Origin of the sequence: Pseudomonas sp. Fl4BN1, assembly GCF_009908285.1 — a bacterium.
Lineage (GTDB): Bacteria > Pseudomonadota > Gammaproteobacteria > Pseudomonadales > Pseudomonadaceae > Aquipseudomonas.
The window spans coordinates 1-24681 of sequence record NZ_JAAARM010000060.1 but is presented as its reverse complement, the minus strand read 5'-3'; the positions used below and the strand labels follow the sequence as shown (position 1 = coordinate 24681).

The 24681-nt window shown below is 63.3% G+C and carries 24 protein-coding genes and 1 tRNA gene; 21 read left to right on the top strand and 4 right to left on the bottom strand.

What is annotated here, in order from left to right; genetic code table 11:
• Positions 1 to 3: 3 nt before the first annotated feature.
• From mobA to fdhD, 3 genes are all read left to right on the top strand, one after another.
• Positions 4 to 594 carry a molybdenum cofactor guanylyltransferase MobA gene (gene mobA / locus GV818_RS32785; RefSeq protein ID WP_161778635.1) on the top strand — a complete coding sequence of 197 codons (591 nt, stop codon included), beginning with the start codon at positions 4 to 6 and terminating at the stop codon, positions 592 to 594.
• Positions 595 to 623: 29 nt separating this feature from the next.
• On the top strand, positions 624 to 1517 hold the full coding sequence (locus GV818_RS32780; protein WP_161757860.1) for a LysR family transcriptional regulator: 894 nt from the start codon (positions 624 to 626) through the stop codon (positions 1515 to 1517).
• Between the two features lie 73 nt (positions 1518 to 1590).
• Positions 1591 to 2418 (top strand): formate dehydrogenase accessory sulfurtransferase FdhD, encoded by an 828-nt coding sequence (fdhD, locus tag GV818_RS32775; protein ID WP_161778631.1) that lies wholly within the window; start codon positions 1591 to 1593, stop codon positions 2416 to 2418.
• 31 nt (positions 2419 to 2449) lie between these two features.
• Here fdhD and GV818_RS32770 read toward each other — a convergent pair whose 3' ends face one another.
• Positions 2450 to 3343: a DMT family transporter gene (locus GV818_RS32770; protein WP_161778630.1), complete on the bottom strand. Its 894-nt coding sequence runs from the start codon at positions 3341 to 3343 to the stop codon at positions 2450 to 2452.
• A gap of 132 nt (positions 3344 to 3475) precedes the next feature.
• Between GV818_RS32770 and GV818_RS32765 the strand changes: the two genes are divergently transcribed.
• From GV818_RS32765 to gspM, 17 genes are all read left to right on the top strand, one after another.
• On the top strand, positions 3476 to 3913 hold the full coding sequence (locus tag GV818_RS32765; protein ID WP_161757863.1) for an Lrp/AsnC family transcriptional regulator: 438 nt from the start codon (positions 3476 to 3478) through the stop codon (positions 3911 to 3913).
• Between the two features lie 304 nt (positions 3914 to 4217).
• Positions 4218 to 4859: a response regulator gene (locus GV818_RS32760; protein ID WP_161778629.1), complete on the top strand. Its 642-nt coding sequence runs from the start codon at positions 4218 to 4220 to the stop codon at positions 4857 to 4859.
• Between the two features lie 36 nt (positions 4860 to 4895).
• Complete coding sequence (locus GV818_RS32755; protein ID WP_161757865.1) at positions 4896 to 8552, top strand: ATP-binding protein; 3657 nt, start codon at positions 4896 to 4898, stop codon at positions 8550 to 8552.
• Between the two features lie 136 nt (positions 8553 to 8688).
• A complete protein-coding gene (gbpA, locus tag GV818_RS32750; protein WP_161778628.1) occupies positions 8689 to 10257 on the top strand; it encodes an N-acetylglucosamine-binding protein GbpA in 1569 nt (522 codons plus the stop codon).
• Between the two features lie 308 nt (positions 10258 to 10565).
• Positions 10566 to 12086: an N-acetylglucosamine-binding protein GbpA gene (gene gbpA, locus GV818_RS32745; protein ID WP_161757867.1), complete on the top strand. Its 1521-nt coding sequence runs from the start codon at positions 10566 to 10568 to the stop codon at positions 12084 to 12086.
• 66 nt (positions 12087 to 12152) lie between these two features.
• The gene (locus tag GV818_RS32740) at positions 12153 to 12659 is read left to right on the top strand and encodes a cytochrome b (protein ID WP_161778627.1); all 507 of its coding nucleotides are present in this window, start codon (positions 12153 to 12155) and stop codon (positions 12657 to 12659) included.
• Positions 12656 to 13189, top strand: a complete 534-nt coding sequence (locus GV818_RS32735; protein ID WP_161757869.1) for a type II secretion system protein N — start codon at positions 12656 to 12658, stop codon at positions 13187 to 13189. The genes GV818_RS32740 and GV818_RS32735 overlap by 4 nt, the downstream gene beginning before the upstream one ends.
• A 14-nt stretch (positions 13190 to 13203) precedes the next feature.
• Positions 13204 to 15111, top strand: a complete 1908-nt coding sequence (gspD, locus tag GV818_RS32730; protein ID WP_161778626.1) for a type II secretion system secretin GspD — start codon at positions 13204 to 13206, stop codon at positions 15109 to 15111.
• A complete protein-coding gene (gene gspE / locus GV818_RS32725) occupies positions 15108 to 16601 on the top strand; it encodes a type II secretion system ATPase GspE (RefSeq protein ID WP_161757871.1) in 1494 nt (497 codons plus the stop codon). Before gspD ends, gspE begins: the two co-directional genes overlap by 4 nt.
• Before the next feature lie 2 nt (positions 16602 to 16603).
• The gene (gene gspF, locus GV818_RS32720) at positions 16604 to 17821 is read left to right on the top strand and encodes a type II secretion system inner membrane protein GspF (protein ID WP_161778625.1); all 1218 of its coding nucleotides are present in this window, start codon (positions 16604 to 16606) and stop codon (positions 17819 to 17821) included.
• Between the two features lie 17 nt (positions 17822 to 17838).
• Positions 17839 to 18273, top strand: a complete 435-nt coding sequence (gspG, locus tag GV818_RS32715) for a type II secretion system major pseudopilin GspG (protein WP_161757873.1) — start codon at positions 17839 to 17841, stop codon at positions 18271 to 18273.
• A 3-nt stretch (positions 18274 to 18276) separates the two neighbouring features.
• Positions 18277 to 18771 (top strand): type II secretion system minor pseudopilin GspH, encoded by a 495-nt coding sequence (gene gspH, locus GV818_RS32710; RefSeq protein ID WP_161757874.1) that lies wholly within the window; start codon positions 18277 to 18279, stop codon positions 18769 to 18771.
• The gene (gene gspI / locus GV818_RS32705) at positions 18746 to 19141 is read left to right on the top strand and encodes a type II secretion system minor pseudopilin GspI (protein WP_161757875.1); all 396 of its coding nucleotides are present in this window, start codon (positions 18746 to 18748) and stop codon (positions 19139 to 19141) included. Before gspH ends, gspI begins: the two co-directional genes overlap by 26 nt.
• Positions 19138 to 19773, top strand: a complete 636-nt coding sequence (gspJ, locus tag GV818_RS32700; RefSeq protein ID WP_161778624.1) for a type II secretion system minor pseudopilin GspJ — start codon at positions 19138 to 19140, stop codon at positions 19771 to 19773. Before gspI ends, gspJ begins: the two co-directional genes overlap by 4 nt.
• Complete coding sequence (gspK, locus tag GV818_RS32695) at positions 19766 to 20653, top strand: type II secretion system minor pseudopilin GspK (RefSeq protein ID WP_256679587.1); 888 nt, start codon at positions 19766 to 19768, stop codon at positions 20651 to 20653. The genes gspJ and gspK overlap by 8 nt, the downstream gene beginning before the upstream one ends.
• A gap of 6 nt (positions 20654 to 20659) precedes the next feature.
• On the top strand, positions 20660 to 21799 hold the full coding sequence (gene gspL, locus GV818_RS32690; RefSeq protein ID WP_256679586.1) for a type II secretion system protein GspL: 1140 nt from the start codon (positions 20660 to 20662) through the stop codon (positions 21797 to 21799).
• A 3-nt stretch (positions 21800 to 21802) separates the two neighbouring features.
• Positions 21803 to 22306, top strand: coding sequence for a type II secretion system protein GspM (gene gspM / locus GV818_RS32685; protein WP_368668922.1), 504 nt, complete (start codon positions 21803 to 21805; stop codon positions 22304 to 22306).
• A 75-nt stretch (positions 22307 to 22381) separates the two neighbouring features.
• Here the strand turns inward: gspM and GV818_RS32680 are convergent, their stop codons facing one another.
• Complete coding sequence (locus tag GV818_RS32680; RefSeq protein WP_161757877.1) at positions 22382 to 23053, bottom strand: Bax inhibitor-1/YccA family protein; 672 nt, start codon at positions 23051 to 23053, stop codon at positions 22382 to 22384.
• A gap of 123 nt (positions 23054 to 23176) precedes the next feature.
• On the opposite strand from GV818_RS32680, the gene GV818_RS32675 reads away from it, so the two are divergent.
• Positions 23177 to 23264: transfer RNA gene (locus tag GV818_RS32675), tRNA-Ser, on the top strand.
• A 148-nt stretch (positions 23265 to 23412) separates the two neighbouring features.
• On the opposite strand, the gene GV818_RS32670 is transcribed toward GV818_RS32675, so the two are convergent.
• On the bottom strand, positions 23413 to 23937 hold the full coding sequence (locus tag GV818_RS32670) for a DUF2514 family protein (RefSeq protein ID WP_161778623.1): 525 nt from the start codon (positions 23935 to 23937) through the stop codon (positions 23413 to 23415).
• Positions 23934 to 24539: a glycoside hydrolase family 19 protein gene (locus GV818_RS32665; protein ID WP_178125234.1), complete on the bottom strand. Its 606-nt coding sequence runs from the start codon at positions 24537 to 24539 to the stop codon at positions 23934 to 23936. The genes GV818_RS32670 and GV818_RS32665 overlap by 4 nt, the downstream gene beginning before the upstream one ends.
• Positions 24540 to 24681: the final 142 nt, after the last annotated feature.

Here is a 24681-nt window from a genome sequence, read left to right as displayed (position 1 = left end):
TCCCTGCCCTGTTCGATCCTGCTACTGGCGGGTGGACGCGGGGCGCGCATGGGTGGCCGCGACAAGGGCCTGCTGCCCTGGCAGGGCCAGCCGCTGATTGCCCATGTACACGCCGTGGTACGGCCCTTTACCGATGACTTGATCATTTCCTGCAACCGCAACGCCGAGCAGTATCGGGCCTATGCCGACCAGTTGGTGGCGGATGATGCACAGGAAGACTTCCCCGGGCCCTTGGCGGGTGTCCTCGCGGGCCTGGCAGCGGCCCGCCATCCCTGGCTGCTGATCCTGGCCTGTGACGCACCAAAGATCGACGCGGCCTTGATCCAGGCGCTGCTGAACGCACGCACCGCCGACAAGCGCCCGGTGATGGTGCAACAGGCTGGGCAATGGCAACCCATGTTCAGCCTGATGCCCACGGCGCTCTTGGCCGACTTGCGCCAGGCCTGGGAGACCGGTGAGCGCAGCTTGCTGCGGGCCCTGGACCGGCACGGGCTGACGGCCCTGCAGTGTGCACTGGACGACCCGCGACTGAGCAATTTCAACACCCCGGAACGACTGTCCGAAACCACACCCGAGCACCTGCAGCAATACTGACCCTTACTCTTCCCACCACAGGTGCCATTGTGGACATCAAGCAACTCAAGTTTCTCATCGCCCTGGAACAGACCCGGCACTTCGGCCAGGCCGCCGCGCGCTGCCATATCACCCAGCCGACCCTGTCCATGCGCCTGCGCAACCTTGAGGATGAACTGGACCTGATCCTGGTAACCCGCGGCCAGCGCTTCGAGGGCTTCACCGAGGCCGGCGAACGGGTGCTGGCCTGGGCCAAGACCCTGCTCGCGGCCCACGACGGGCTGTTCGCCGAAGCCGCCGCCTGCCGTGGGCAACTGGTGGGCAACCTGCGCCTGGGCCTGGTGCCCCTGAGCAGCTTCAATCCCATCAGCTACGTGCAGAAGCTGTCCGCACACTTTCCCGAACTCAAGTTCAGCCTGTCGTCCATGAGCTCCGATCGGATTATCGAAGACATCGGCAACAACCAGCTGGACCTGGGAGTCTGCTACCTGGATCACGTCAACCCCAACTACCTGGACTTCTTCAAGATCGGCCAGACACGGGTCGGCCTGCTCTACGACACTCGGCACTTTCACTTCGAAGGCAATCACATGAGCTGGGAAGAGGCCGCCAAGCTGCCGCTGGGCATGCTCAGCAGCGGCATGCATTATCGGAAATCCATCGACCTGAGTTTTCGCAGCCGCGGCCTCAACCCGCAGCCGATCCTGGAAAGCGATTCGACCCACCAATTGTTCCAGGCGATTCACCAGGGCTTCTGCTGCTCGATCATGCCGTTGGACAGCGGCCTGGATTCGCCCATCGAGCACCTGGCCTTCATCAACCTGCCGGATGCCAGCGTGCTCGCGCCCCTGGGCCTGGTGATGCGCAAGACCGAGCCGCGCTCGGTGATTGCCGAGCAGTGCTTTGCCCAAGCCAGGGCGCTGTTTGCGCCCACCAGCGACTAAGTGCCCACGGGCTTTTTTTCGCGCTGCCGCCCATCCATTGCCGGCAGCGCATTGAGTATGACGAGGTGAATTCATGGTGTGCCGGATCGAACCAGCGGATCAACAACCCGAGGCCAACGCGCCCGCACCCGCGCCGCAGCGCGTGACGTACCGGGAATACACCCCGGCGGGGCTCGTGTCCCAGGCGCCGCTGGCGGCCGAGATCGCCCTGGCCATCACCTATAACGGCCTGAGCCAGGCGGTGATGATGGTGTCTCCCGGCAACCTCGAGGATTTCATTCGCGGCTTCAGCATCACCAACGACATCGTCACTGACCTCGATGAAATCTACGATATCCGCCTCAGCCACTTTCCCCAGGCCTGCCAGGCCGACGTGGAGATTTCCAACCGGGCGTTCTGGGCGCTGAAGGACCATCGTCGGCAAATGACCGGCACCAGCGGCTGTGGCTTATGCGGAGTGGAAGCGCTGGAACAGGCACTGCCGCAACTGCAGGTTCTGCAGCCGGTGCCACTGCCGCCCGCCGAGCATTTGCAAGGCCTGCGCGATCGTATCGAACAGGCGCAGCACATGGCCCGCAGCAGCGGCGCACTACACGCGGCGCTGTACTTCGACGAACAAGGTGAAGTGCGCCTGTGCCAGGAAGACATCGGTCGGCACAACGCCCTGGACAAGCTGATCGGGGCCCTGCTGCATGCCCGGATCGACAGTCGCCAAGGGTTCATCGTGGTCACCAGCCGCTGCAGCCTGGAGCTGATCCACAAGGCAGTGCGGGCCCAACTCGGGACCCTGGTGAGTCTCTCGGCCCCGACCGCACTGACCGTGCAATGGGCCAACAAGCACCGCCTGAACCTGATCCACGTGCCCCAGCGCAACGCCCCACGGATCTACAGCCCGGCGTAGCGACTGGAGCCCGAAAGCGTCGGCCGGCCGCTCACTGCAAGACACTGCGCCGGCGCTTCAGGGTCCAACCTTGCTGCATGCCGGCAGCGGCCAGCAGGATCGCGCCGACGCCGATCCATTGCAGCAGCCCGAGGCGATGACCAAAGGCCAGCCAGTCGACGAAAATCGCCGCAATCGGATAGATAAAGGACAGGGCTCCGGTCAGCGCCGTCGGCAACTTCTGGATCGCCCCGTACAGCAGCACATACATCACCCCGGTGTGGACGATGCCCAAGGTCAGCAAGCTGGCCCAGGCCGTGGCCTGCTGGGGCGGCGTGCCGAGATTGGCCCAGGGCGCCAGCAACAGCACGCCGGTGCAGACCTGGATCAGCGCGATCAGGTGCGGCGGCGTACCACTCAGGCGCTTGATCAACAGCGCGGCGAAGGCATAGAGCAGCGCCGCGCCCAGGGCCAGGGCAATGCCCAGCAGGTAGTCGCTGCCGGTTCCGGCCTGCTCGCCATGGGCGCTGACGATGGCCAGCATCCCGGCAAACGACAGGCACAACCAGAACAGTTTCTGCGCAGTGAGCTTCTCCCCCAGGAACACCGCCCCCAACGCCACCAGAATGAACGGCTGGACGTTGTACACCGCCGTGCCGATGGCAATCGACGCCCGGGAATAGGAGGCAAACAGCAGGACCCAGTTACCGACAATCGCCACTCCGCTGAGCACCGCCAGGATCAGCAAGCGCCTAGTCAGAATGTTCTTACGTAAAAAACCGAAAGCGCCGCAAATCAGCAGCAAGGTCCCAGCGCCGAACAGGCAGCGCCAGAACACCACGTCCAACAACGCCTGCCCGGACATCAGGACGAACCAGCCAATGGTTCCGGAAATCAGCATGGCGGCGGTCATTTCCAGCGATCCGCGACGGGTCAGTGCATCCATCATCAAGCTCCTCTGCAAGTGGGCAAATTATGCCCAGCGCCGCCCTGCCCTCACCAGTTCAAAACCTAGGCTAGAATCCAGCAAAGCCTTTTTTATCAAGGCAAAAATAATCATTCACCTAACGAGATTGCCATGCTTGATGCCATCGACCAGGCCCTGATCAACGCCCTGATGCAGGACTCCCGCCGCTCCCTCAAGGCGCTGGCGAAAATCAGCGGGCTGTCCGCTCCGAGCGTCGCCGAAAGACTGAAAAAACTGGAAGAACGCGGCGTGATCAGCGCTTATACCCTGGAAGTCGACACCAAGTTCCTCGGCTACCAATTACAGGCGATCGTCCGTATCCGTCCATTGCCGGGCAAATTGCAGGAGGTGGAACGGCAGATTCTGGCGATTGCCGAGTTCACCGAATGCGACAAGGTCACCGGCGACGACTGCTTCATCGCCCGCCTCCAGGTGCGCTCCATGGAACAGCTGGACACGCTGCTGGATCGCCTCAACCATTTCGCCGAAACCAACACCGCGATCATCAAGAAATCGCCCATCAAACGGCGCTTGCCACCCATGGAATGAAGACGGGTTCCAGGTCTCTCCCAGAACCGAGAAAGAGCGCCAACAGACACCTGGAACACCGCTGAGATACCTGACCTAGACGCATTTTCTACAACTATCCTACAAACATCCCTACAATCTTTAAGGAAGTTTCCCAGCAAACATAAGACAATTCTTAAAGTTCGGCAGACGTCTTTTTGACGTCAACTTCAGTGATACCCTGCGAAACCTCTGACGAACCCACTAGCAAAATGCCGCTCCTCCGAAGGAAGCCTGCGTTTTGCTGTGCGCTTATGCCTGTCGAAAAGCCGAGTACCTTAAACCGATGTCGATCCGCGTCCAGATAGCCGATGACCATCCCCTGACTCTGATCGGGATTCAAACCCTGCTGGAGAACCATGCTGAGTTGCAGGTGGTCGCCCAAGCCCACAGTGTCCAGGCGTTGCTGGAGAACTTGCAGCGCCAGCCCTGCGACTTGCTGTTGACCGACCTGATGATGCCCGGTGGCGATCAGGTGGACGGGATCCGCCTGATCCGGCGCCTGCGTGTGCTGTATCCCGCACTGTCGATCGTGGTGATCACCATGCTCGACAACCCGGCACTGATCAGCAGCGTGCTCAAGCTCGGGATCCAGGGCCTGGTGAGCAAGCGCGGCCTGCTCAACGACCTGCCCAAGGCAATCGCGGCCACCTCGCGCGCGCCTTTTGTGTCAGCGTCGATCCAACACTTGCTCGATACCAGCACCGCCTTGCACGGCAAACCCTTGATGCAGCCTGAACAATTGTCCGCCCGGGAGATCGAAGTCCTGCGCCTGTATGGCACCGGCATGAGCATCGGCGCCATTGCCCTGCACTTGTGCCGCAGCAAACAGACCATCAGCACGCAAAAAAGCAGCGCCATGCGCAAGCTTGGCCTGGACACCTCTGCCAGCCTGTTTCTGTACATCCAGGAACATGGCCTTTCCTGAGTCGCCGAGCGCGGCCGATCCCGGAGCTCCCCCCTTATGCCCCTGATTTCGCTTGCCTTCGTGCGCCGGAGGATGCAGCGCTTTTGCCTGCTGATCATCCCCCTGGCCTGCCTGGGTACCCTGACCCCCGTCTGCGCTGACGACAGTTTTGCAGCGACGACGGACAGCAACCTGCCGCTGAACACGTTACTGTCCATGCGCAACAGCCTGCCCCGCAAGACCCTCAAAGTCGCCCGCATCGTGCCCCCGGACCGACCTTTGGAAAGCGCCGGCAATCAGGTCCTGAAATCAATTTCCGACGAATACCTGAAGCTGATCGGCAAACAGTTGGACCTGCACTTTCAAACCGTCGAAGTGCCCTCGCCCCAGGCCGCAGTGGACGCCTTGCTGGAACACCGGGTCGACCTGCTGTCCCGGGCCACCGAGTTCGAGGAGGCCAACCCGAACCTGCGCCTGAGCCAACCCTATCTGCACAACCTGCCGATCATCGTCGGGCGGGTCAGCGATCAGAGCCTGCCCCCGGACCTGCAAGGCAAACAGCTCCTGGTGCTGGAAAACTACCTGCAACCGGAGCGAGTTCAACAGGCCTATCCCCTGGCCACGATACGCCTGGTGCGCACCACCGCGCTGGCCTTCGAACAACTGGCCCAGGGCGAGGCGGATGCCTTCATCGGCGACCAGTTTCGCGCCAACCTGTACCTCCAGGCACGTCCGGACCTGGCCCTGCACAACAAGTTTTCCGCACACCTGCCCAACACCGGCTTCGCCTTCGCCGTGCGCCGCGACGAGCCAACCCTGCTGGCCCTGCTCAACCATGCCCTGTACGGCGTTCCCGAGGCGCAGAAACTCAGGATCCAGCAGCACGCCAGCCATGGCCCCTTCCCCTTTTCCCCTACCGACGCATTCATGCTCAGCCCCCAGGAACTGGCCTGGCTGCGCAGCCATGGGCAAATCAACCTGCTAGCCGAAGAAGCCCCGCCGTACCTGTACCGCACCAGCGACGGCCAATGGGCGGGGCTGAGCATCGACCTGCTGCAAACCCTGGCCACCGCCTTTCGCCTGAAGCTCAACGTCCAGCAGAGCCTGTCCCGAAGCAACGACCTGGAACAGTTGACCCAGGGCAGCGCCGACCTGACGAGCCGGGCCCTGGGTGTCGTCACCGGCTCGCGCGGCGTGCGCTTCAGCCAGCCCTACGGCCCCCGCAACTGGACCTTCATCGTCCGCGCCGGCGACAGCTCGCCCAGCTCCCTGGAAGCCATGGAGGGCCGCAAGCTCTCGCTGTCACGTCATCACCCACTGTACGACCACCTGCGCATGCGCTACCCCAAGGTCCAGCTGATACTCACCGAGAACTTCCAGCAGTCCCTGGACCTGGTGCGGCAGCGGCAGGTCGATGCCACCCTGGACAGCCCCAGTGCCAGCGAGGTGCAACCCGGGCCGAGCCTGCAATACGGCCTGTCGGTCAAGGCCATGCCGACGCCCCATCAATTTGCCGCGGCCGCCGACTCCGCCGAGTTGCTGAGCATCATCGACAAGTTGCTGGACTCGCTGTCGCGCACCCCCCAAAGCGATATCCAGGTGATCGCCGAACACCCCCGGGACAACTTCTGGGAGTGGGCTGCCGACCAGGCCTGGCACGTCGGCGTGGTGGTCCTGGTGATCTTCGTCCTGTCGCTGATATGGAACTGGCGGCTGAAGATCCAGGTCAAGGAACGGATCTGCGCCCAGACCCGGCTGCAGGACAAGCTGGCGTTCCAGTTTTCCCTGCTCAATGGCCTGCCGACCCCACTGTATGTATGCGACCTGCATGGACGGCTGAGTACCTGCAATCGTGCCTACGAGGAGTTTTTCTGCACCTCCGAGGATCAGGTCCTGGGCTACCTGCCCACCGAGCAGAGCAACATGCCCGCAGACTTTGCCCTGGTCCTGCAGGAGGAGCACCAACAGTTGCTGCACAGCCACCGGCCGCGCTTTCTCGACACCAGCCTGTCCATCAAGGGTGAGCAACGCTATCTGTATCAATGGCTGGTGCCGTTCTACAGCGCCCGCGGGCTGTTGCAGGGATTGCTGGGAGGCTGGCTGGACATCTCCGAACGCAAGCACCTGGAGATCAAGCTGCGTGAAGCCAAGCAGGTGGCGCTCAAGGCCAGCGCCGCCAAGAGCGAATTCCTCGCCTCCATGAGCCATGAACTGCGCACGCCACTGAATGCCCTGGTGGGGTTGCTGGAGCTGGAAACCAGCGGCCGCAACGCGCCCTCGCACAACCTGCGGGTGGCCCAGCAATCGGCAACGTCGATGATCGACCTGATCGGCAACATCCTCGACCTGGACAAGATCGAGAGCGGCCTGATGCAACTGGCCCCCCACCCCACCGCCCTGGAGCCGTTGCTGACCAACAGCCTTGGCCTGTTCGCCGCCCAGGCCCGGGAGAAGAACCTGCAACTGCACTTCGACTACCAGGCCGACAGCCAGCGCCTGTACTGGGTCGACTCCCTGCGCCTGCAGCAGATCTTCCACAACCTGATCAGCAACGCACTGAAATTCACCGACCGTGGCCGCATCCAGGCGCGGATCACGGAAACCGCATTGCGTGAAGGCGTCAGCCTGCTGACCCTGAGCGTCTGCGACACCGGCATCGGTATTCCTCAGGCCTTGCAGCCACTGATCTTCGAGCCCTATCGCCAGGCCAGCGCGCGCACCGCCCACCTGTACGGCGGCTCGGGCCTGGGCTTGAGTATCTGCAGCCAGCTGAGCCAGTTGATGGACGGCCATATCTGGCTGGAAAGCGAATCTGGCCAGGGCTGCTGTGTGCATGTCGAGCTGCCCCTGAGCTGGCAGTTACCCCTCGCACCGTCCCCCGAACCCCTGGCAGCGGAACAGCAGGCAGCCAAGGCGTTGCGGGTATTGGTGGTGGATGACGTGTCCACCAACGGCCTGGTGCTGACGCTGCAACTGGCTCGCCTGGGCCACCAGGCAGAGCACGTGTGCAGCGGTGAACAGGCCTTGTTGAGCCTCAGTGAAAAGCCCTATGACGTGCTGATCAGTGATTGCAACATGCCGGAGATGGACGGCTATGCGCTGACCCGTGCGGTACGCGAGGACGAGCAGCGTCGAGGCATGCCCCCGCGCCTGATCATCGGCTACACCGCCAGTGCCCTGAGCAACGAGGCCACCCAGTGCTCCAATGCCGGGATGAACGACCTGATGATCAAGCCGGTGACCCTGGCGCGCCTGCAGGAAGTCATCAGCAACCACAGCTCGATTGAAGAGGAACAGATGTTCGACCGCTCGTTCAACCTCGATCACCTGGACGAGGTGGGCCGCAACAGTTCGATCCTGCGGCGGCGCATCCTGCTGGAGTTGATCAAGAACCTGCAGCAGGAAATCCAGCAACTGCGCGACACCGACCTGGCCGGCGTGCCGCAGAGCATCGGCGACCTGAGTCATCGCCTGACCGGGGTTGCCTGCTTGATCGACGCCAGTGAAATGGCGGCTGCCTGCCACGCGCTGAGGCAGGTCAACCTGCAGCAGCCGCACGCCATCCGCCACTGCCAGGCGCAACTGCTCAAGACCCTGGAGCGGATCTTCGAGCAGGCCAAGACCGATCTGGCGGCCTTGCGCCAACCACTCAAGCCCTGGTCTCGAGGCATCGCCCGCGCGCCCCTGGTTCACTCTCGTACTGGTCCGATGTAAACCGCGACCCACTCTTCCTACTCTGGCGCCTGCTTTCGGGGGGCGCCAGACAAGGATGCCAGACTCAACTTGAGCAGCTACATCCCTCCCCACGATCGCCTGTTGAATCCAATAATGTCCAACTAAGGATCAATCGATGATCACGCTGCACCCAGCCCGTTCACCGCTCAAACTTCCCCTGGTGATGGCCATCGGCATGGCCGCTCTCGCGTCACAACACGCCAGCGCCCACGGCTACATCGAAAGCCCGAAATCCCGCGCATTCATGTGCGCCGGCAGCGGTGGCGGCAAAAACGCCAATTGCGGGCCTGTTGCCTATGAACCGCAAAGCGTCGAGTACTTCGGCTCCCCGGGTGGCGGCCGCGAGCACTTCCCGAGCAACTCACAAGCCTGCACCGGTGACTTCCGGGTCTGCGGGCCGGCCAACGGCACCATTGCCGCCGGCGGCATGAAGGGCTTCGCCCAGCTCAACGAACAGTCTTCGTCGCGCTGGACCAAGAACACCATCAAGCCGGGTCCGAACACCTTCACCTGGAAATACACCGCCGGACACGCGACCCGCTACTGGCAGTTCTATATCACCAAGAAAGACTGGAACCCGAACCAGCCGCTGACCCGCGACTCCTTCGAAATGACCCCGCTGCTGGACGAGCCATGGCCAAGCCACAGCATGCCGGTAAAAGGCGGCGGTACCACCCAGCACACGGTGAACATCCCGGCCGACCGCAGTGGTTATCACGTGGTGCTGGCGACCTGGAAAGTCCACGACAACTCCAACACCTTCTACTCGGTGGTGGACCTGAACATCGACAATGCCAACGCCGTGCCCTCGCAATGGAATGACATCGGCGCCGTCCAGCCCGAGGCATTGAAAGTCGGCGACAAGGTCATGACCCGGGTGTTCACCAACACCGAGCAGAGCGCCAAGCAGGTGCTGCTGAACATCGACTCGGCGGAACTGGCCAACGAAAACATCTGGCCGTTCGAGCTGGCGAAGAAGGTCAACGCGGCGAAACTGGGCTACCAGATGGGCCTGCTGGACGACAAAGACCAGATCGTGCCCAACCGTGGCAAGAACAACATCTTCGTCAAGAAAGGCAGCGATATCAGTAACGTGATCATTGCCAAGGAGCTGGCCGGCAAACCGAGTGAACTCAACGTCACCGGCATGCAGCCCACCTACACCGCGAAAAACGGCCAGGTCGACCTGCACTTCAACGCCATCATCCTGGCCAGCGATCCGCAAGACGAGTACATGGTCTACGCCAAGGTATTCGATGCCGCGCAAAAGACCCTCGCCTATGAGCACGCGCCGATTGGCAACCTGGCACCGCACTTCTCGATCTCGCTGAAAGACCTCAAGGCCGGCAAGTACGACCTGGTGGTGGTGTCCAGCTCGAAGAAAGGCCAGCTGATGCAGCAGACGTCCAGCTTCACCGTGAAGGCCGAGGAAAACACCGGCGGCGGCAATCAGCCGGGCGAAGGTGGCGACAAGCCGGTTGAAGGCAGCAAGTACGACCACGTCTTCCCTCAAGGCCTGAGTGCCTACAAGGCGGGCACCCTGGTGCTGCAGCCCAAGGACGGCAAGACCTACAAGTGCAAGCCGCTGCCGTACGCCGGCTACTGCGTGCAGTGGAAAACCGGCGCAACCCAGTACGAGCCGGGGACCGGCAGCCACTGGAGCATGGCCTGGGATCGTCAATAACAATTAGCACCACGGCTTGACTCCTTGAGCGTGGCACGCAAGTGCCACGCTTTTTTTTGCCCGGGCAAACCACCCGTGCCGGCGCAATCGTCCAGGGCCACCTCCGTGATCGAGGGACGATTGCCGTGTAACGGCCTGAAACATCTACCGCTCCAGACTCGTACTCGTCCCATGGGACCGCTCTGGCCTGCAACGTAGCCTGTGATGGTTCTCGGGGAAGCGTGGGCAAGGGCGCCAGCCTTGTACACAGGCCCCAGTCGCAGTCCCGGGAGCTTTTGTATCTTTTTAAATTGCTTAAGGCTTTTTCAATGATCAACACCACCCAAGCCCGTTCGTTCCTCAAACTACCTCTGGTCCTGGCCATGAGCGTTGCCGGTCTTGCTGCCCAACAGGCCAGCGCCCACGGTTACATCGAAAGCCCAAAATCCCGTGCTTACATGTGCAACGCCGCCGGCGGCGGCTTGAACGGCAACTGCGGCCCCGTCCAGTACGAGCCACAAAGCACCGAGTACATCGGCGTTCCTGGCCGCAATGACCTCGAACACTTCCCAAGCAACGCCCAAGCCTGTACCGGCGATTTCAAGATCTGCGGTCCGGCCGACGGCACCATCGCCGCCGGCGGCCTGGTGCGTTTCTCCCAGATCAACGAACAGAGCGCCACTCGCTGGGCCAAGAACACCGTCAAGCCAGGCCCGCAAAACTTCACCTGGTTCTACAAGGCCGGGCACGCGACTCGCTACTGGCAGTTCTACATCACCAAGAAAGACTGGAACCCGAACCAGCCGCTGACCCGCGACTCCTTCGAAATGACCCCGCTGCTCAACCAGCCATGGCCTCAGGGTACCGTCCCGGCGCCTGCCGAGGGCCGCACCCATCACAACGTGAATATCCCGGCTGACCGCAGCGGTTACCACGTGCTGCTGGCGACCTGGAAAGTCAACGACACCGATGCCACGTTCTACAGCGTGGTCGACCTGAACATCGACAACGGCGCGATCATTCCGTCTGACTGGACCACTGTCGGCGCCGTGCAGCCAGAGCCCCTGAGCATCGGCGACAAGGTCAAGACCCGGGTGTTCGACGCCCAGGGTGAGCTGAAGGCCAAGCAAGTGGTCCTGGAAATCACCTCCGCAAGCCAGGCCCAGGCCAACAACTGGCCGCAAGAGCTGGCGAAGAAGGTCAACGCTGCCAAGCAGGGCTACCAGATGGGTATCCTCAACGACAAGAATGAAGTCGTGCCGAACTACGGCAAGAACGACATCCTGGTCAAGAAGGGCAGCGACATCGTCAATGTGATGATCGACAAAGAACAGATCGCCAAGCCGGGCGAGCTGTCGATCACCGGCATGCAGCCTGAGTACACCCTCAAGGACGGCAAGGCCGACCTGCACTTCAACGCCATTGCCAAGGGCGGCGACTACACCATCGCTGCCACGGTGTACAACGCCAAGGGCGAAAGCGTGGCGCACCAGCAAGCGCCGGCCGGCAACACCCCGCACTTCTCCATGCCGCTTGTTGACCAGAGTGCTGGCAAGTACGACCTGACCGTGGTTGCCACTTCGAAGAAAGGCGAACTGCTGCAGCAGGGCACAAGCTTCCTGCTCAAGGCCGAAGACACCGGTGGTGGCGAAGGCAAGTACGACTACGTGTTCCCCAACGGCCTGAAGGACTACAAGGCCGGCACCGTCGTGCTGCAACCCAAGACCGGCAAAACCTACGAGTGCAAGCCCAATCCTTACAGCGGTTGGTGCACCCAGTGGACCAGCGCCAACAACGCCTATGAGCCCGGTGTAGGTTGGGCTTGGGGCAACGCCTGGATCGCCAAGTAAGTCTCGACCTCGTCAACCCGAACATGGCGCTCCGGCGCCATGTTCCTTTTGCCGGAACAGCCCCCCATGAGTTCAATCACCTACTCGAAGCTTCAGGTACTGCTGCACTGGACCTTCGCTGCCATCATTCTTTGGGCCACGGTCACAGGCTTTGGCAACGCCATGTTCACTCTGCCCACAGCGATCGCCGACGGCCTCAACTTCATCAACGTGTCGTTGACCTCTTTGCTGATCCCGCTGTTCGGCCTGCGAATTCTCTGTGCCCTGGATCATCACCAGCCGGCACCCACCCAGCGTGTTCTGGGCCTGCTGGCCAAGGCCGGCCACTTGGCGCTCTACGTCATGACCGGCCTGGTGCTGTTCACTGGCGTGCTGATGATGGAGCGCCCGATCAATGTCTTCGGCCTCATGCACCTGCCGCAACCACTGCAGGAGCCACTGCTCACCACGTTCTTCAATACCGTGCACAAATACGCCTGTGTGGCCCTGGCACTGCTGGTGGCCGGGCACGTGGCCGCGGTGGCGGTGCATCACTGGTGCGGTGAAAAACTCCTGCGCCGAATGTCCTTATGAACGCCCTGCGCTTGTGCCCACGCGTCGCCCTGCGGGTCGGCGTGTGGTGGTTGTTGCTCGGCTGGCTCGGCTGGCTCGGCCACGACAGCTGGCGCTGGCTGCAGAGCCTGGACCAGCACGGCAATGCGCCGCCGCCCGAAGCGGCGGCGTCTCCGCGTCTGCCGCCAGATGCTGCGGCCATTGCCCAATTGTTCGGAGTGCTGCCCCAGGAAGCCGCCGGCAACCAGCCACGGGTGCCGCTGACGCTGTTGGCGAGCCTGGTGGAAAGCCGCCCGGAACTGTCCCGGGCGCTGATCGAGTCCCCTGAAGGCAGCCGTTTCTATCGCATCGGCGAGGCGCTTCCCGGAGGCGGCAGCCTGCGTGAGATCAGCACCGACCAGGTGCACGTACAACGTTTTGGCGAGGACCAGGCCCTGTCCCTGACCCGCCACACCACTCCCCTGCTGATCCCGTTGCCCGCGCCCCGCGACCTGCCATCCAGCACCGCGGGGCGGGGCGACCACGACAGCCTTGTCCAACCCTCTTTGTGACCCCCCAAAACATCATGAAACGAGCTTTTATCGCAGGTTCCCTGCTCGCCCTTGGCACTTTGATCGGTCCTGTCCACGCTGCTGAAAAGAGCGTTCACGAACAACAGTGGACCTTGAACATGAAGGACGCCGAACTGCGCGACCTGGTCAACGAGGTCGGGCAAATCACCGGCAAGACGATGATTCTCGACCCACGCCTGAGCGGCAAGGTGACGGTGCAATCGAGCACGGCGATGAATCAGAAAGGCATCTACTCGCTGTTTCTCACCGCCTTGCGCAGCCAGGGTTATGTGGCCATGGACCAGGGCGACCGGGTGCTGATCCTGCCGGTGGCCGAAGCCAAGACCAAGGCTTATGTCCAGCCCAGTGGGGCCAGCGAAGAGTTCATCACCGAAGTCATCGAACTGCACAACAGTAATGCCAGCGAGGTGGCTGCTGCGGTACGTCCGCTGGTGGCCGTGGACGCCTACATGGCACCGTCCACCACCTCCAGCGCACTGATCGTTTCCGACAGCGCCAACAACGTGGCGCGGGTGCGCCAGGTGGTGCAGGAACTGGATAACGCCGGCAGCCGCCAGTTCAACATCCTCCAGCTCAAGCATGCCTGGGCCGGCGATGTAGCCAAGACCCTGACCGACACCCTGACCGACAGCAACGGCGCCCAGACCAGCGCCAAGGCCATCGGCGACGCCCGCAGCAACCGCCTGATCCTGGTGGGTCCGGCGCCGATTCGCCAGCAAATGCAACGCCTGGCCCAGAGCCTCGACGTGCCCAACAATGCCGGCGAGAACGCCAGGGTGCGGCGCATCAACCATGGCGACGCGAAGAAGCTCGAAGAGCTGTTGAGCGGCATCGGCAAGCGCATGGAGTCCGGCGGTCGCGGGGAAGGACAGAAACAGGACAACCCGGTGCTGGTGAGTGCCGATGAAAGCCAGAACGCCCTGGTACTGATGGCCTCGCCGGCGCAACTGGCGACCTTCGAAAGCATCATCGACGAGCTCGACCAGCCCCGTGCCCAGGTGTTGGTGGAAGCGGCCATCGTCGAAGTCAGCGGCGACATCAACCAGGCCCTCGGTGTGCAGTGGGCCGGCGCCCGGGGCAACTGGGCCGGTGCGAGCAACTTCAACAGTGCCGGCATGGCCATCGGCACCCTCCTGGGCAACCTGCAAGGCGACAAGAGCCCAACCCTGCCGGACGGCGCCATCATCGGCATCGGCAGCAGCAACTTCGGCGCGCTGATCACGGCCTTGTCCAGCGATTCCAACAACAACCTGTTGTCGACCCCGAGCCTGTTGACCCTGGACAACGAGCAAGCGGAGATCCTGGTAGGCCAGAACGTGCCGTTCCAGACCGGCTCCTATACCACCGACACCGCGGGCGCCAGCAACCCCTTCACCACCGTGGAGCGCAAGGACGTGGGGATCACCCTGAAGGTCACCCCGCACATCAACGAAGGCAACTTCCTGCGGCTCAAGGTCGAACAGGAAAGCTCGGAGCTGGCCGCCGCGCCACCGGGTATCAGCACCAGCGACGTGATCACCAACAAGCGCTCGGTGAAAAGCACCATCCTCGCCAACGATGGGCAGATCATCGTCCTCGGCGGGCTGATCAAGGACAACGTCAAGGTCCAGGTGAGCAAGGTGCCGCTGCTGGGGGATATTCCCTGGATCGGCAAGCTGTTCAGCAGCAGCAAGGAGGTCAACGAGAAGACCAACCTGATGGTGTTCCTGCGCCCGACCCTGCTGCGCAACACCGCCAATGCCGACAAGCTCAGCACCCAGAAATACAACAACCTGCGCTCCCTGGGCGGCAAGACCCCGGGCCAGTTGCCGGCCAACCCCCATCAGCTGTTCGATGCCACCCGTGACGGCGACCAGGGGCTGATCGACATGCGCACCAACGAGGCCAGGCAGCAGCCATGATCACGCCGATCGACAGCCCGCGCCTGGCCTTTGCCTATGCCCGGCGCCACGGCGTGGTCCTCGAGCACCAGGCCGAGGGCGCCGTACTCTATTGCCGGAGCAATACGCCCTGGTCGGTGATCGCCGAAGTCCGGCGCTTCAACGGCGCGCCCCTGCGCAGCGAGATCCTCGATGAGCCGGCCTTTGCCCTGCGCCTGGCCGCCCACTACCGCGACGGCCAGAACGGTGCCAAGCAGGTCGCCGATGGCCTGGGCGAGCAGTTCGACGAAGAGTTCGACCTCTCCAGCCTGGCCGCTCAGTTGCCGAAAACCACGGACCTGATGGAGCAGGAAGACGACGCGCCGATCATCCGCCTGATCAACGCGATCCTCAGCGAGGCGGTCAAGAGCAAGGCCTCCGACGTGCACCTGGAGGCCTTCGAGGAACACCTTTCGGTGCGCCTGCGGGTCGACGGCCTGCTGCGCGAAGTGCTGCGCCCACGACGTGAACTGGCCACCCTGCTGGTGTCGCGGATCAAGGTCATGGCCAAGCTCGACATCGCCGAAAAACGCATCCCCCAGGACGGTCGCATTGCCTTGCGCATTGCCGGGCATGAAGTGGACGTGCGCGTTTCGACCTTGCCTTCGAGCCATGGCGAGCGGGTGGTGATGCGCCTGCTGGACAAACAGGCCGGACGCCTGGACCTGGGCCACCTGGGGATGAACCCCGAGGTGCGCCAGCGCCTGGAAGGCGCCCTGCACAAACCCCACGGCATTCTCCTGGTCACCGGCCCCACCGGCTCCGGCAAGACCACCACGCTGTACGCCGGGCTGGCCAGCCTCAACAGCCTGGAGCGCAACATCCTGACCATCGAGGACCCGGTGGAATACCACCTCACCGGGATCGGCCAGACCCAGGTCAACACCAAGGTCGACATGACCTTCGCTCGCGGCCTGCGGGCGATCCTGCGCCAGGACCCGGATGTGGTGATGGTGGGCGAGATCCGTGACCGCGAGACCGCGGAAATTGCCGTCCAGGCCTCTCTCACCGGGCACCTGGTGCTCTCGACCCTGCACACCAACAGCGCCATCGGCGCGGTGACCCGGCTGGTGGACATGGGCATCGAGCCCTTCCTGCTCTGCACCTCCCTGCTCGGCGTGCTGGCCCAACGCCTGGTGCGCCTGTTGTGCCCCGAGTGCAAGCAACCCCAGCACGCCGATCACACTGCCTGCGAGCGCCTGGGCTTGAACCCCGACGCCGCGCCGCAGTTGCACCGCGCGGTGGGTTGCCCGAGCTGCCAGCAGTCAGGCTATCGCGGCCGCCGGGGGATCTACGAACTGGTGCTGTTCGACGACACCCTGCGCCAACTGGTGCATACCGGTGCCGGTGAACAGCAACTGCTGAGCCACGCCCGGCAACACAGCCCGAGCCTGTTCGACGATGGCCAGGCCATGGTGCTGCAGGGGCTCACCAGCCTTGAAGAATTGTTGCGGGTTACCCAGAGGGACTGAACATGGCTGCCTACGAATACCTGGCCATGTGCGCCGCCGGGAAGAAATCCAGCGGCGTGCTGGAAGCCGACAGCCCGCGCCAGGCCCGGCAGATGCTGCGGGAGCGGCAACTGATCGCCCTGAAAGTCACTGCGACCCAGGGCAAGCGCAGCACCGGCGCGGGCACCACCAAGGTCGCCGGCGGCGGCCTGAGCAGCGCCGAACTGGCCCTGCTGACGCGCCAGTTGGCGACCCTGGTGCAAGCCTCGCTACCGCTGGAGGAAGTGCTCGCGGCAGTGGCCGCGCAGTGCGAAAAGCAGCGCCTGAAAAGCATGCTGCTGGCGGTGCGTGCCCGGGTCCTGGAAGGCTACAGCCTGGCGGTGGCCCTGGGCGGCTACCCCAAGGCGTTCCCCGATCTGTACCGGGCCACAGTGGCTGCCGGCGAACGCTCCGGGCACCTGGACCAGGTGCTGATGAACCTGGCCGACTACACCGAAGCCAGCCAGGCGGCGCGCCAGCAGATCCAGCTGGCCATGCTCTACCCGAGCATCCTCATGGTGGCGGCCATCAGCATCGTCGGTTTCCTCCTGGGTTTTGTGGTGCCGGATGTGATCAAGGTGTTTATCGACAGTGGCCAGCAACTGCCGCTGCTGACCCGTGGCCTGATCGCCACCAGTGGCGTGCTGCGCGACTACGGCCTGCTGCTGCTGATTCTGATCGGTGCCGGGATCACCGCCACCCGGGTCGCCTTGCGCCAACCGGCCAACCGTGAACGCTGGCACGCCCTGGTGCTGAACCTGCCGTTGATCGGCGGCCTGGTACGCGCCAGCAATTGCACGCGTTTCGTCAGCACCCTGGCGATTCTCGGGCGCAGCGGCGTGCCATTGCTGGACGCGCTGGAGATCGCCAGCGAAGTGGTGGCCAACCAAAAAATTCGTACGGGTCTGAAAGACATCGTCCGAGGTGTGCGCGAAGGTATCAGCCTGACCCGAGCGCTTGAGCTCAACGGCAGTTTCCCTCCGATGATGCTGTACATGATCGCCAGCGGTGAACGCTCAGGCGAGCTGGACAGCATGCTCGAACGCGCCTCCCTGCAGCAGGAACAGCAACTGGCCAACCGCATCGCCCTGCTGGTGGGCCTGTTCGAGCCGGCGATGCTGGTGTTCATGGGCGCCTCGGTGCTGGTCATCGTGCTGGCGATCCTCATGCCGATCCTCAGCCTGAACCAATTGATTACTTGAATGTGGAATCCCCCGACGTGCACACAGCGAAGAAACAACGCGGTTTTACCCTGATCGAAATCATGGTGGTGGTGGTCATCCTCGGCGTGCTCGCCGCCCTGGTGGTTCCGCAGATCATGAGTCGCCCCGACCAGGCCAAGGCCTCGGCCGCGCAAACCGATATCAAGGCCATCGCCATGGCGCTGGACATCTACCGGCTCGACAACCACCAGTACCCCAGCAGCCAGCAAGGCCTGCAAGCCCTGGTGAGCAAGCCCAGCGGCAACCCGCCAGCGCGCAACTGGAACCCCGACGGCTACCTCAAGCGCTTGCCGATCGATCCGTGGGGCACCGGTTACCAGTACCGGTTCCCGGGTACCCGGGGCGGCGCCTACGACCTGTTTTCGTTCGGCGCCGACGGCAAGATCGGTGGCGAAGGCCTGAACGCCGAGATCGGCAACTGGGACCGCTGAGGGGTGCAACGACGTCAAGCCCGGGGCTTCACCCTGCTGGAGTTGTTGGTGGTGATTCTGTTGATCGCCCTGACTGCCGGCCTGGTGGGCCTGGTCAACCCTGACTCGGGACCGCGCCAGGCACGCCAGGAAGCCCAGCGCCTGCAGGACCTGTTGCAGTTGTTGCGCCAGGAAGCGGTGCTCGGCTACCAGGACTACGGCCTGCGCATCGAACCTGACGGCTACTCGGTGTTGCAACTCGATGCCCGGGGACGCTGGGTCCCGGCTACGGATTTTCGGTCGCAGCCGTTGCCGCCAAAGCTGCGCCTGCGCCTGGAAGTGCCCGAGGCCGGCCCGACCCTGGGCGCCAGCAGCACCCGTAACGGCCTGCCGCAATTGCTGGTGCTCTCCAGTGATGAAACCAGCGCCTACACCTTGTCGATCGAGTACCGCAACCAGGCACTGCTGAGCCTTTCCAGCGACGGAATACAGGATGCACAACTTGAAACCCAGGACTGACCAGGGCTTCACCCTGCTGGAAGTGATGGTCGCCCTGGCGATTTTTGCCACCTTGTCGATTGCCCTGTTCAGCGCGGTGCAGCATGTCGCGGTGAACAGCGCCAACCTCACCGAACGTACCCTGGCGTTGTGGATCGCCGACAACCGAATGAATGAACTGCGCGCCGGGATGCAGGAGCCACCCGCACGCCATGCCGAAGAACGCATCGAATTCGGCGGCCGCAGTTGGTGGTTGTTCAGCGACGTCGAGACGGCGGCCGACACTCACCTGCTGAAGGTCCAGCTGCGGGTGTCCGCCGAATCCAATCCGCAGCAGGCCCGTCAATACAGCCGCGCGCAGCTGCTCGGTTACCTTGAGGCCCGGCCATGACGCAGCGCGGTTTTACCCTGCTGGAAGTGGTGGTAGCCATCGCCATCTTCAGCCTGCTGGGGCTGGCCACCTATCAGTTTCTCGACCGAGTCATGCGCAGCGACCAGCGCATTGGCCAGCACGAGCAGCAACTGCGAGCCCTGCAACGGGCCATCAGTGTGCTGGAGCGCGACCTGGTCCAGGCGCGGCGCCAGCCCCTGCTGGACGACCCCAGCCATAGCCAGGCGCTGATCAGCCAGCCCGACGGTATCAGCCTGGTCCGCGGCGGTTGGAGCAACCCCCTGGAATACCCCCGCAGCAATCTGCTGCAGGCCAGCCATCGCTGGCAGGACGGCGTCTGGCTACGGGAAACCCGCGCCCTGTCACAGCCCCTGGCGGCGACCGATGAGGCGCAGCGCGCGCCCGGCCCGACTGGCCAGCAACAGCAACTGCTGACGGGGGTGCAACTGACTCGACTGCGCTTTATCGACGGTCTCGGCCAGGCCCATGAGCATTGGCCAGTGGGCACTGAGAGCCTGAGCCTGCCGGCGGCGCTGGAGATCGAACTGGACGCCCCGGGTTACCCGCAGATCCGCCGGGTGATCCTGCTGCCCGGCGGCCTCGACAGTGACGCGGAGCCGGGCAATGACTGACCGCCGCCGACAACGGGGCATGGCCCTGCTCAGTGTGCTGCTGATCACCGCCCTGGTGACCCTGATGGTCAGCAACATGCTCGCCCGCCAGCGGCTCAGCCTGCACAGCAGCCGCAACCTGGTGCAACAGCAGCAACTCTGGCAGCTGGCCTTGAGCGGTGAAAGCTGGGCCCGCCAGCAACTGCTGGAAGACGCCCGTAGCGAAGGCGGCCTGCGAGTGACTCACCTGGGCCAGCGTTGGGCGCAACCGACGCCGGTACTGGAGGTCGACGGTGGGCGTATCCACATCCAGCTGGAGGACCTCAGTGCCCGCCTCAACCTCAACAGCCTGCGCCAGGGCAACAGCCTCAACCTGCGCGCCCGCTACCAACGCCTGCTGGCCCAACAAGGGATCAAGGCCCATGACCCGGCGCTGCTGATCGGCCAGAGCAACCGCGACGGCGTGCCGCTGCCCTTGGGCGATCTCAGTGAACTGCGCCAGTTGCCCCAGGTGGACAGCCAGGTCCTGCAGCAGCTCGCGCCCTGGGTGGACGCCTTCGACAACAGCACGATCAACGTCAACACCACCCGCGCCGAGATCCTGGCCAGTATCGAAGGCATCGACCTGCCCACCGCCCGCAACCTGGCCAGCGCACGCCCGGCCAAGGGCTATCCCGACGTGGCGGCCTTCCTCTCCAACCCGATGCTCCAGGGCCGGGACATCAGCCCTCAGGGACTGGGGGTCGGCAGCCGGCTGTTTCGCGCCACCATCGACGTCGAACAGGGCCAGCGACGGCTGCGGCTGGTCAGCGATCTACGGCTGATGGATGCCAAGAAAGTCCGGGTACAGCAGCGCACGCTGCTGCCCAGCCCACCCCCTGATCAACCGAAAAACGAGTAACCCGACATGAGCCAGTGGCTTTACCTTTCCCCCCACGCCACCGGTGCGATGCCCTGGCGCTGCTTCTGGTGGCGGGCTGACGGCCCCCTGCACCAGGGTGACCTGCAGCAGGCCGCGGCGGACCTGGGGCAGCAGCCACTGATTCTGCTGCTGCCCATGGAAATGGCCAGCCACCATCAGGTCAGCGTGCCTGCCCGTAGCGGTCGCTGGCTGCGCCAGGCGTTGCACAGTGCCCTGGAAGAACAGTTGATCGATGAACTGGACAGCCTGCACTTGGCCCATGGGCCGCTCAAGGACAAGCGCCATTGCCCGGTGCTGGCGCTCAATCGCGAGCGCCTGGGCCACTGCCTGCGCCAACTGGAGGCGCTGGGCCTGCAGCCCATGCGCATTCATATCGACGCCGACTGCCTGCCCCTGGATCAGTCCCGGGCCCTGGCCTGGGACGGTCGCTGGCTGCTGGGGGGCACGGCGCCCATGCGCCTGGCCCTGGCGCCCGATGAGCTGGCAGGCCTGCGGCCCTTGCTGCCTGCGGACCTGCACTGGCAAGGGCCGCAGCCTCCGGCGCTGGAGGGGCTTGACCCGCAGCACTGGCAGGTTGATGAACGCCCCTGGGACTGCCTGAGCCTGGGCTCGCAGCAGGCCATCGACCTGCGCCAGGGCGAGTTCCTGCGCCGGCCCCGACAAGCCGCGCCCTGGCGCCTGGCGCTGCTGGGGCTACTGCTGGCCGCAGCCGCGCAACTGCTGCAGAGCAGCGGCCAGCGCTGGTACCTGGAGCACCAGAGCGACCAGCTCCAGGCCCAAAGCCTGGCCCTCTGGCAGCAGCGTTTCGCCGATGAAGGCCCGGTGACCGACCTGGCGACGCAGATTCGCGCCAAGCAACGCCAAGAGGTAGAGGAAAGCCCTGGCAGCGCCGACAAACTATCGCGCCTGGCGGAACAATGGAGCGCCAGCCACGGCGCATTGGCCCTGGTCCAGCGCATCGACTACCAAGCCGGTGAAGGCTGGAGCCTGCAAATCAGCGCACCAGCCTTTGCCGACCTTCAACAACTGCGCGAAGGCCTGATTGCCCAGGGCCTGGACGCCAGCACCGACTCCTCCGTACGCGATGCCCAAGGGGTGAGCGCGCGGTTGCAGATCAAGGAGTGAGGCGTGAACCCGTCCGTAGTAAAAAAGTCGCCCCTGGCCGCCCTGCTGCGCCCATCCCAAATCCACTGGCAGCGCCTGGCCAAACGCGAGCAACGGGCCCTGCAGGGTCTCGCTGTGTTCACCCTGCTGACCACCTTCTATCTACTGCTCTGGCAACCGCAGCAACAGGCCCTAAGGGATGCCGAGCAAGGCTTTATCGAGGCAACGCATTTGCACCAACAACTCCAACAACTGCCCGCCGCCAGTGCCTTCAATCCGCTGCCGGCGATTTCCGCCGACGCCCTGCCCGGGTTGCTGGCCCGCTCCACCAGCCAGGCCGGCCTCAACCTGGAACGCATGGACCACGAAGCCCCGGGCCGGATCAGCGTGGCCCTGGAAGGACCACTGGGGAGCCTGATCGGTTGGGTCGATCAACTGGAACAGAAGCAGGTGGACGTGCTGTCGTTTTCCATCGAGGTCAACAAGGATGCCCTGGCCACCGCGCGGCTGCAGGTGCAGACCCGCTGAAACCTTGACCGCAGCTTGAAACCTGGACAACAAAAAGCCCGCCGAAGCGGGCTTTTTCTGGCTCAGCGCCAGGGATCAGTCATCGCGACCCAAGATCCCGAACAGCTGCAACAGGCTGACGAACAGGTTGTAGATCGATACATACAGGCTGATGGTAGCCATGATGTAGTTACGCTCGCCACCGTGGATGATAGCGCTGGTCTGGAACAGGATGCACACCGAGGAGAACAGCACGAAACCGGCGCTGATCGCCAACTGCAGGCCGCTGATCTGGAAGAAGAAGCTGGCCAGCACTGCGCCCATCAGGACGAAGAAACCGGCGGTGATGAAACCACCGAGGAAGCTCATGTCCTTGCGGGTGATCAGCACGTAGGCCGACAGGCCGCCAAACACCAGCGCGGTCATGGCGAATGCCGAGCTGACCACTTCAGCGCCGCCCTGCATGCCCAGATAACGGTTGAGAATCGGGCCGAGCAGAAAGCCCATGAAGCCGGTCAGGGCGAATGCCGAGACCAGGCCCCAGGCCGAATCACGGAGCTTGTTGGTGAGGAAGAACAGACCGTAGAAGCCGATCAGCACCACGAAGATGTTCGGATAACCGACGCGCATCTGCTGCGCCACATAGGCCATCACACCGCTGAACGCGAGGGTCAGGGCCAGCAAACCATAAGTGTTGCGCAGGACGCGGCTAACCTCTAGCTGCTCGGCCTGCACGCCGTTGTTAACTGCGTAATCCTGTTCGCGCATGGCGACACTCCTGTTGGGGGAAACATTTAGTGGCATGGATGATAACAGAGGCTCTGTAACTCGCGACGCAGAGAGTTTGACAGTGTGTTTCATTCGGGTATTATGGCGCCCGCAACACGATCTGGAGGTGTGGCCGAGTGGTTTAAGGCAGCGGTCTTGAAAACCGCCGACTGTAACAGGTCCTAGAGTTCGAATCTCTACGCCTCCGCCAAATCTCAACGAGAAAGCCCTGATTTTTCAGGGCTTTTTTGTGTCTGGCATTCAGACTTGGCACCCTGCCCGTCAACGCGTTCCATAACTATTATGGACGTGTTCCATAACTAGCCCTCCTCCGACGTCCTGTCGAACGAACACGACCCCTATTTACCAAGCCCGTCATAGGCCTGCTCACACGTCACTCCCCTACCCCTACTTTGATCAGCATCTGCTGCCAGATCTCCCGCTCTCTGGTCAGCGCGCTTGAACAGGTCGGCAAACACCAAAGCTGTGCGGGTTGCTGCCTGGCTTGCGGTGGCAGTGCAGGAATTGCTGCGGCCTTGGGCTGCGAGACGGCCGGTGAGATCGTCGACTGTCCGCTGCAGGCTCCCAGCAGCAGCGCGAGCGGTAACAGCATCAGCTGCAGCTTGATCGATTTTCCGTTGCCCATCTTGCACCGCCTTGTTGATTGAGTTCTGCCTGGCCTGCTCTTTGTCGCGCTCGGCTTTCTCAGCCAAGGCCCAAGCTTGTTTGTCGCCGGCGTCCCGGGCATTCCAGCGCACCTGCCACTCGGAATCCTTGACCCGCCCCCCATGGTCGTATGCAGCTACGAGTGCCCAGGCCGCCAGAGCAACCATCAGCAGTGCTGCCAGAGCACCTACGCCAACCTTCAGCGCCCAGGAGTTCACGCCAGCACCTTCGCGGCCAGGTCGCGCAAGACCACCCGCTCGGCCTGGCCAGTTAAGCCACCATTGATTGTCCGAGTGATCTTGGCGAACTGCCCCGAGTCGGCCAACTCGTTGAGCCCGTTCGACTGCCAGAACCAGCCGGCGACCAGAGCGGCGGTATCCGCCTGCTCCACAAGCTCGGGGTGATTGGCCAGGTCCAATCCCAGGGCGGCACCTGCAGCACGGTAGTTGTTCGCGCCGGTCAGCTGGATCAGGCCGCGCCCGCGGTACTTCCAGCCGTCACCCGGAAGCGCGTTGCCCATCCGGCCGGAGTACACGATGTTCGCGATCTGCTCGGGCTTGCGTGCCACCTGAGCAGCCAGGGCGGCGTCAAAGCGGTTCGGCCAGACAGCCTGTAGCCGCTCAGCGCTGTAGTTCAGGTTCTCGACCATCCGGGTCAACTGGCCGGACTCATGCCCGACCTGGGCGATGAAGGCCGCCATACGCACCGGGGAGTTGATCTTAAAACGTGCCATCGCGGCATTCAGTGCGGGTAAAAAAATACCCGCAACAGGGCGGGCATTTGGGAGGATCTGCAGCAACTGCTGCTGGGTGATCGGCATACTTTTCTCCAGGCAAAAAAAATCCCGCTCAATGGCGGGCTCATGGGGCTTACAGCTGGTTCACTGCGCGTCGATGACGAGCCTCGCTTCGGCTCGCTTGGCAGCCACATCTTCGGGAATGGGCTTACCGGTTTCGAGCTGA

What these genes read in the sequence shown, in the direction of transcription:
- fdhD (WP_161778631.1), top strand. Translation starts at nt 1,591, where the DNA reads ATGGTGTGCCGGATCGAACCAGCGGATCAACAACCCGAGGCCAACGCG.
- GV818_RS32770 (WP_161778630.1), bottom strand. Translation starts at nt 3,343, where the DNA reads ATGGATGCACTGACCCGTCGCGGATCGCTGGAAATGACCGCCGCCATG.
- GV818_RS32765 (WP_161757863.1), top strand. Translation starts at nt 3,476, where the DNA reads ATGCTTGATGCCATCGACCAGGCCCTGATCAACGCCCTGATGCAGGAC.
- GV818_RS32760 (WP_161778629.1), top strand. Translation starts at nt 4,218, where the DNA reads ATGTCGATCCGCGTCCAGATAGCCGATGACCATCCCCTGACTCTGATC.
- GV818_RS32755 (WP_161757865.1), top strand. Translation starts at nt 4,896, where the DNA reads ATGCCCCTGATTTCGCTTGCCTTCGTGCGCCGGAGGATGCAGCGCTTT.
- gbpA (WP_161778628.1), top strand. Translation starts at nt 8,689, where the DNA reads ATGATCACGCTGCACCCAGCCCGTTCACCGCTCAAACTTCCCCTGGTG.
- gbpA (WP_161757867.1), top strand. Translation starts at nt 10,566, where the DNA reads ATGATCAACACCACCCAAGCCCGTTCGTTCCTCAAACTACCTCTGGTC.
- GV818_RS32740 (WP_161778627.1), top strand. Translation starts at nt 12,153, where the DNA reads ATGAGTTCAATCACCTACTCGAAGCTTCAGGTACTGCTGCACTGGACC.
- GV818_RS32735 (WP_161757869.1), top strand. Translation starts at nt 12,656, where the DNA reads ATGAACGCCCTGCGCTTGTGCCCACGCGTCGCCCTGCGGGTCGGCGTG.
- gspD (WP_161778626.1), top strand. Translation starts at nt 13,204, where the DNA reads ATGAAACGAGCTTTTATCGCAGGTTCCCTGCTCGCCCTTGGCACTTTG.
- gspE (WP_161757871.1), top strand. Translation starts at nt 15,108, where the DNA reads ATGATCACGCCGATCGACAGCCCGCGCCTGGCCTTTGCCTATGCCCGG.
- gspF (WP_161778625.1), top strand. Translation starts at nt 16,604, where the DNA reads ATGGCTGCCTACGAATACCTGGCCATGTGCGCCGCCGGGAAGAAATCC.
- gspI (WP_161757875.1), top strand. Translation starts at nt 18,746, where the DNA reads ATGCACAACTTGAAACCCAGGACTGACCAGGGCTTCACCCTGCTGGAA.
- gspJ (WP_161778624.1), top strand. Translation starts at nt 19,138, where the DNA reads ATGACGCAGCGCGGTTTTACCCTGCTGGAAGTGGTGGTAGCCATCGCC.
- gspK (WP_256679587.1), top strand. Translation starts at nt 19,766, where the DNA reads ATGACTGACCGCCGCCGACAACGGGGCATGGCCCTGCTCAGTGTGCTG.
- gspL (WP_256679586.1), top strand. Translation starts at nt 20,660, where the DNA reads ATGAGCCAGTGGCTTTACCTTTCCCCCCACGCCACCGGTGCGATGCCC.
- GV818_RS32680 (WP_161757877.1), bottom strand. Translation starts at nt 23,053, where the DNA reads ATGCGCGAACAGGATTACGCAGTTAACAACGGCGTGCAGGCCGAGCAG.
- GV818_RS32665 (WP_178125234.1), bottom strand. Translation starts at nt 24,539, where the DNA reads ATGCCGATCACCCAGCAGCAGTTGCTGCAGATCCTCCCAAATGCCCGC.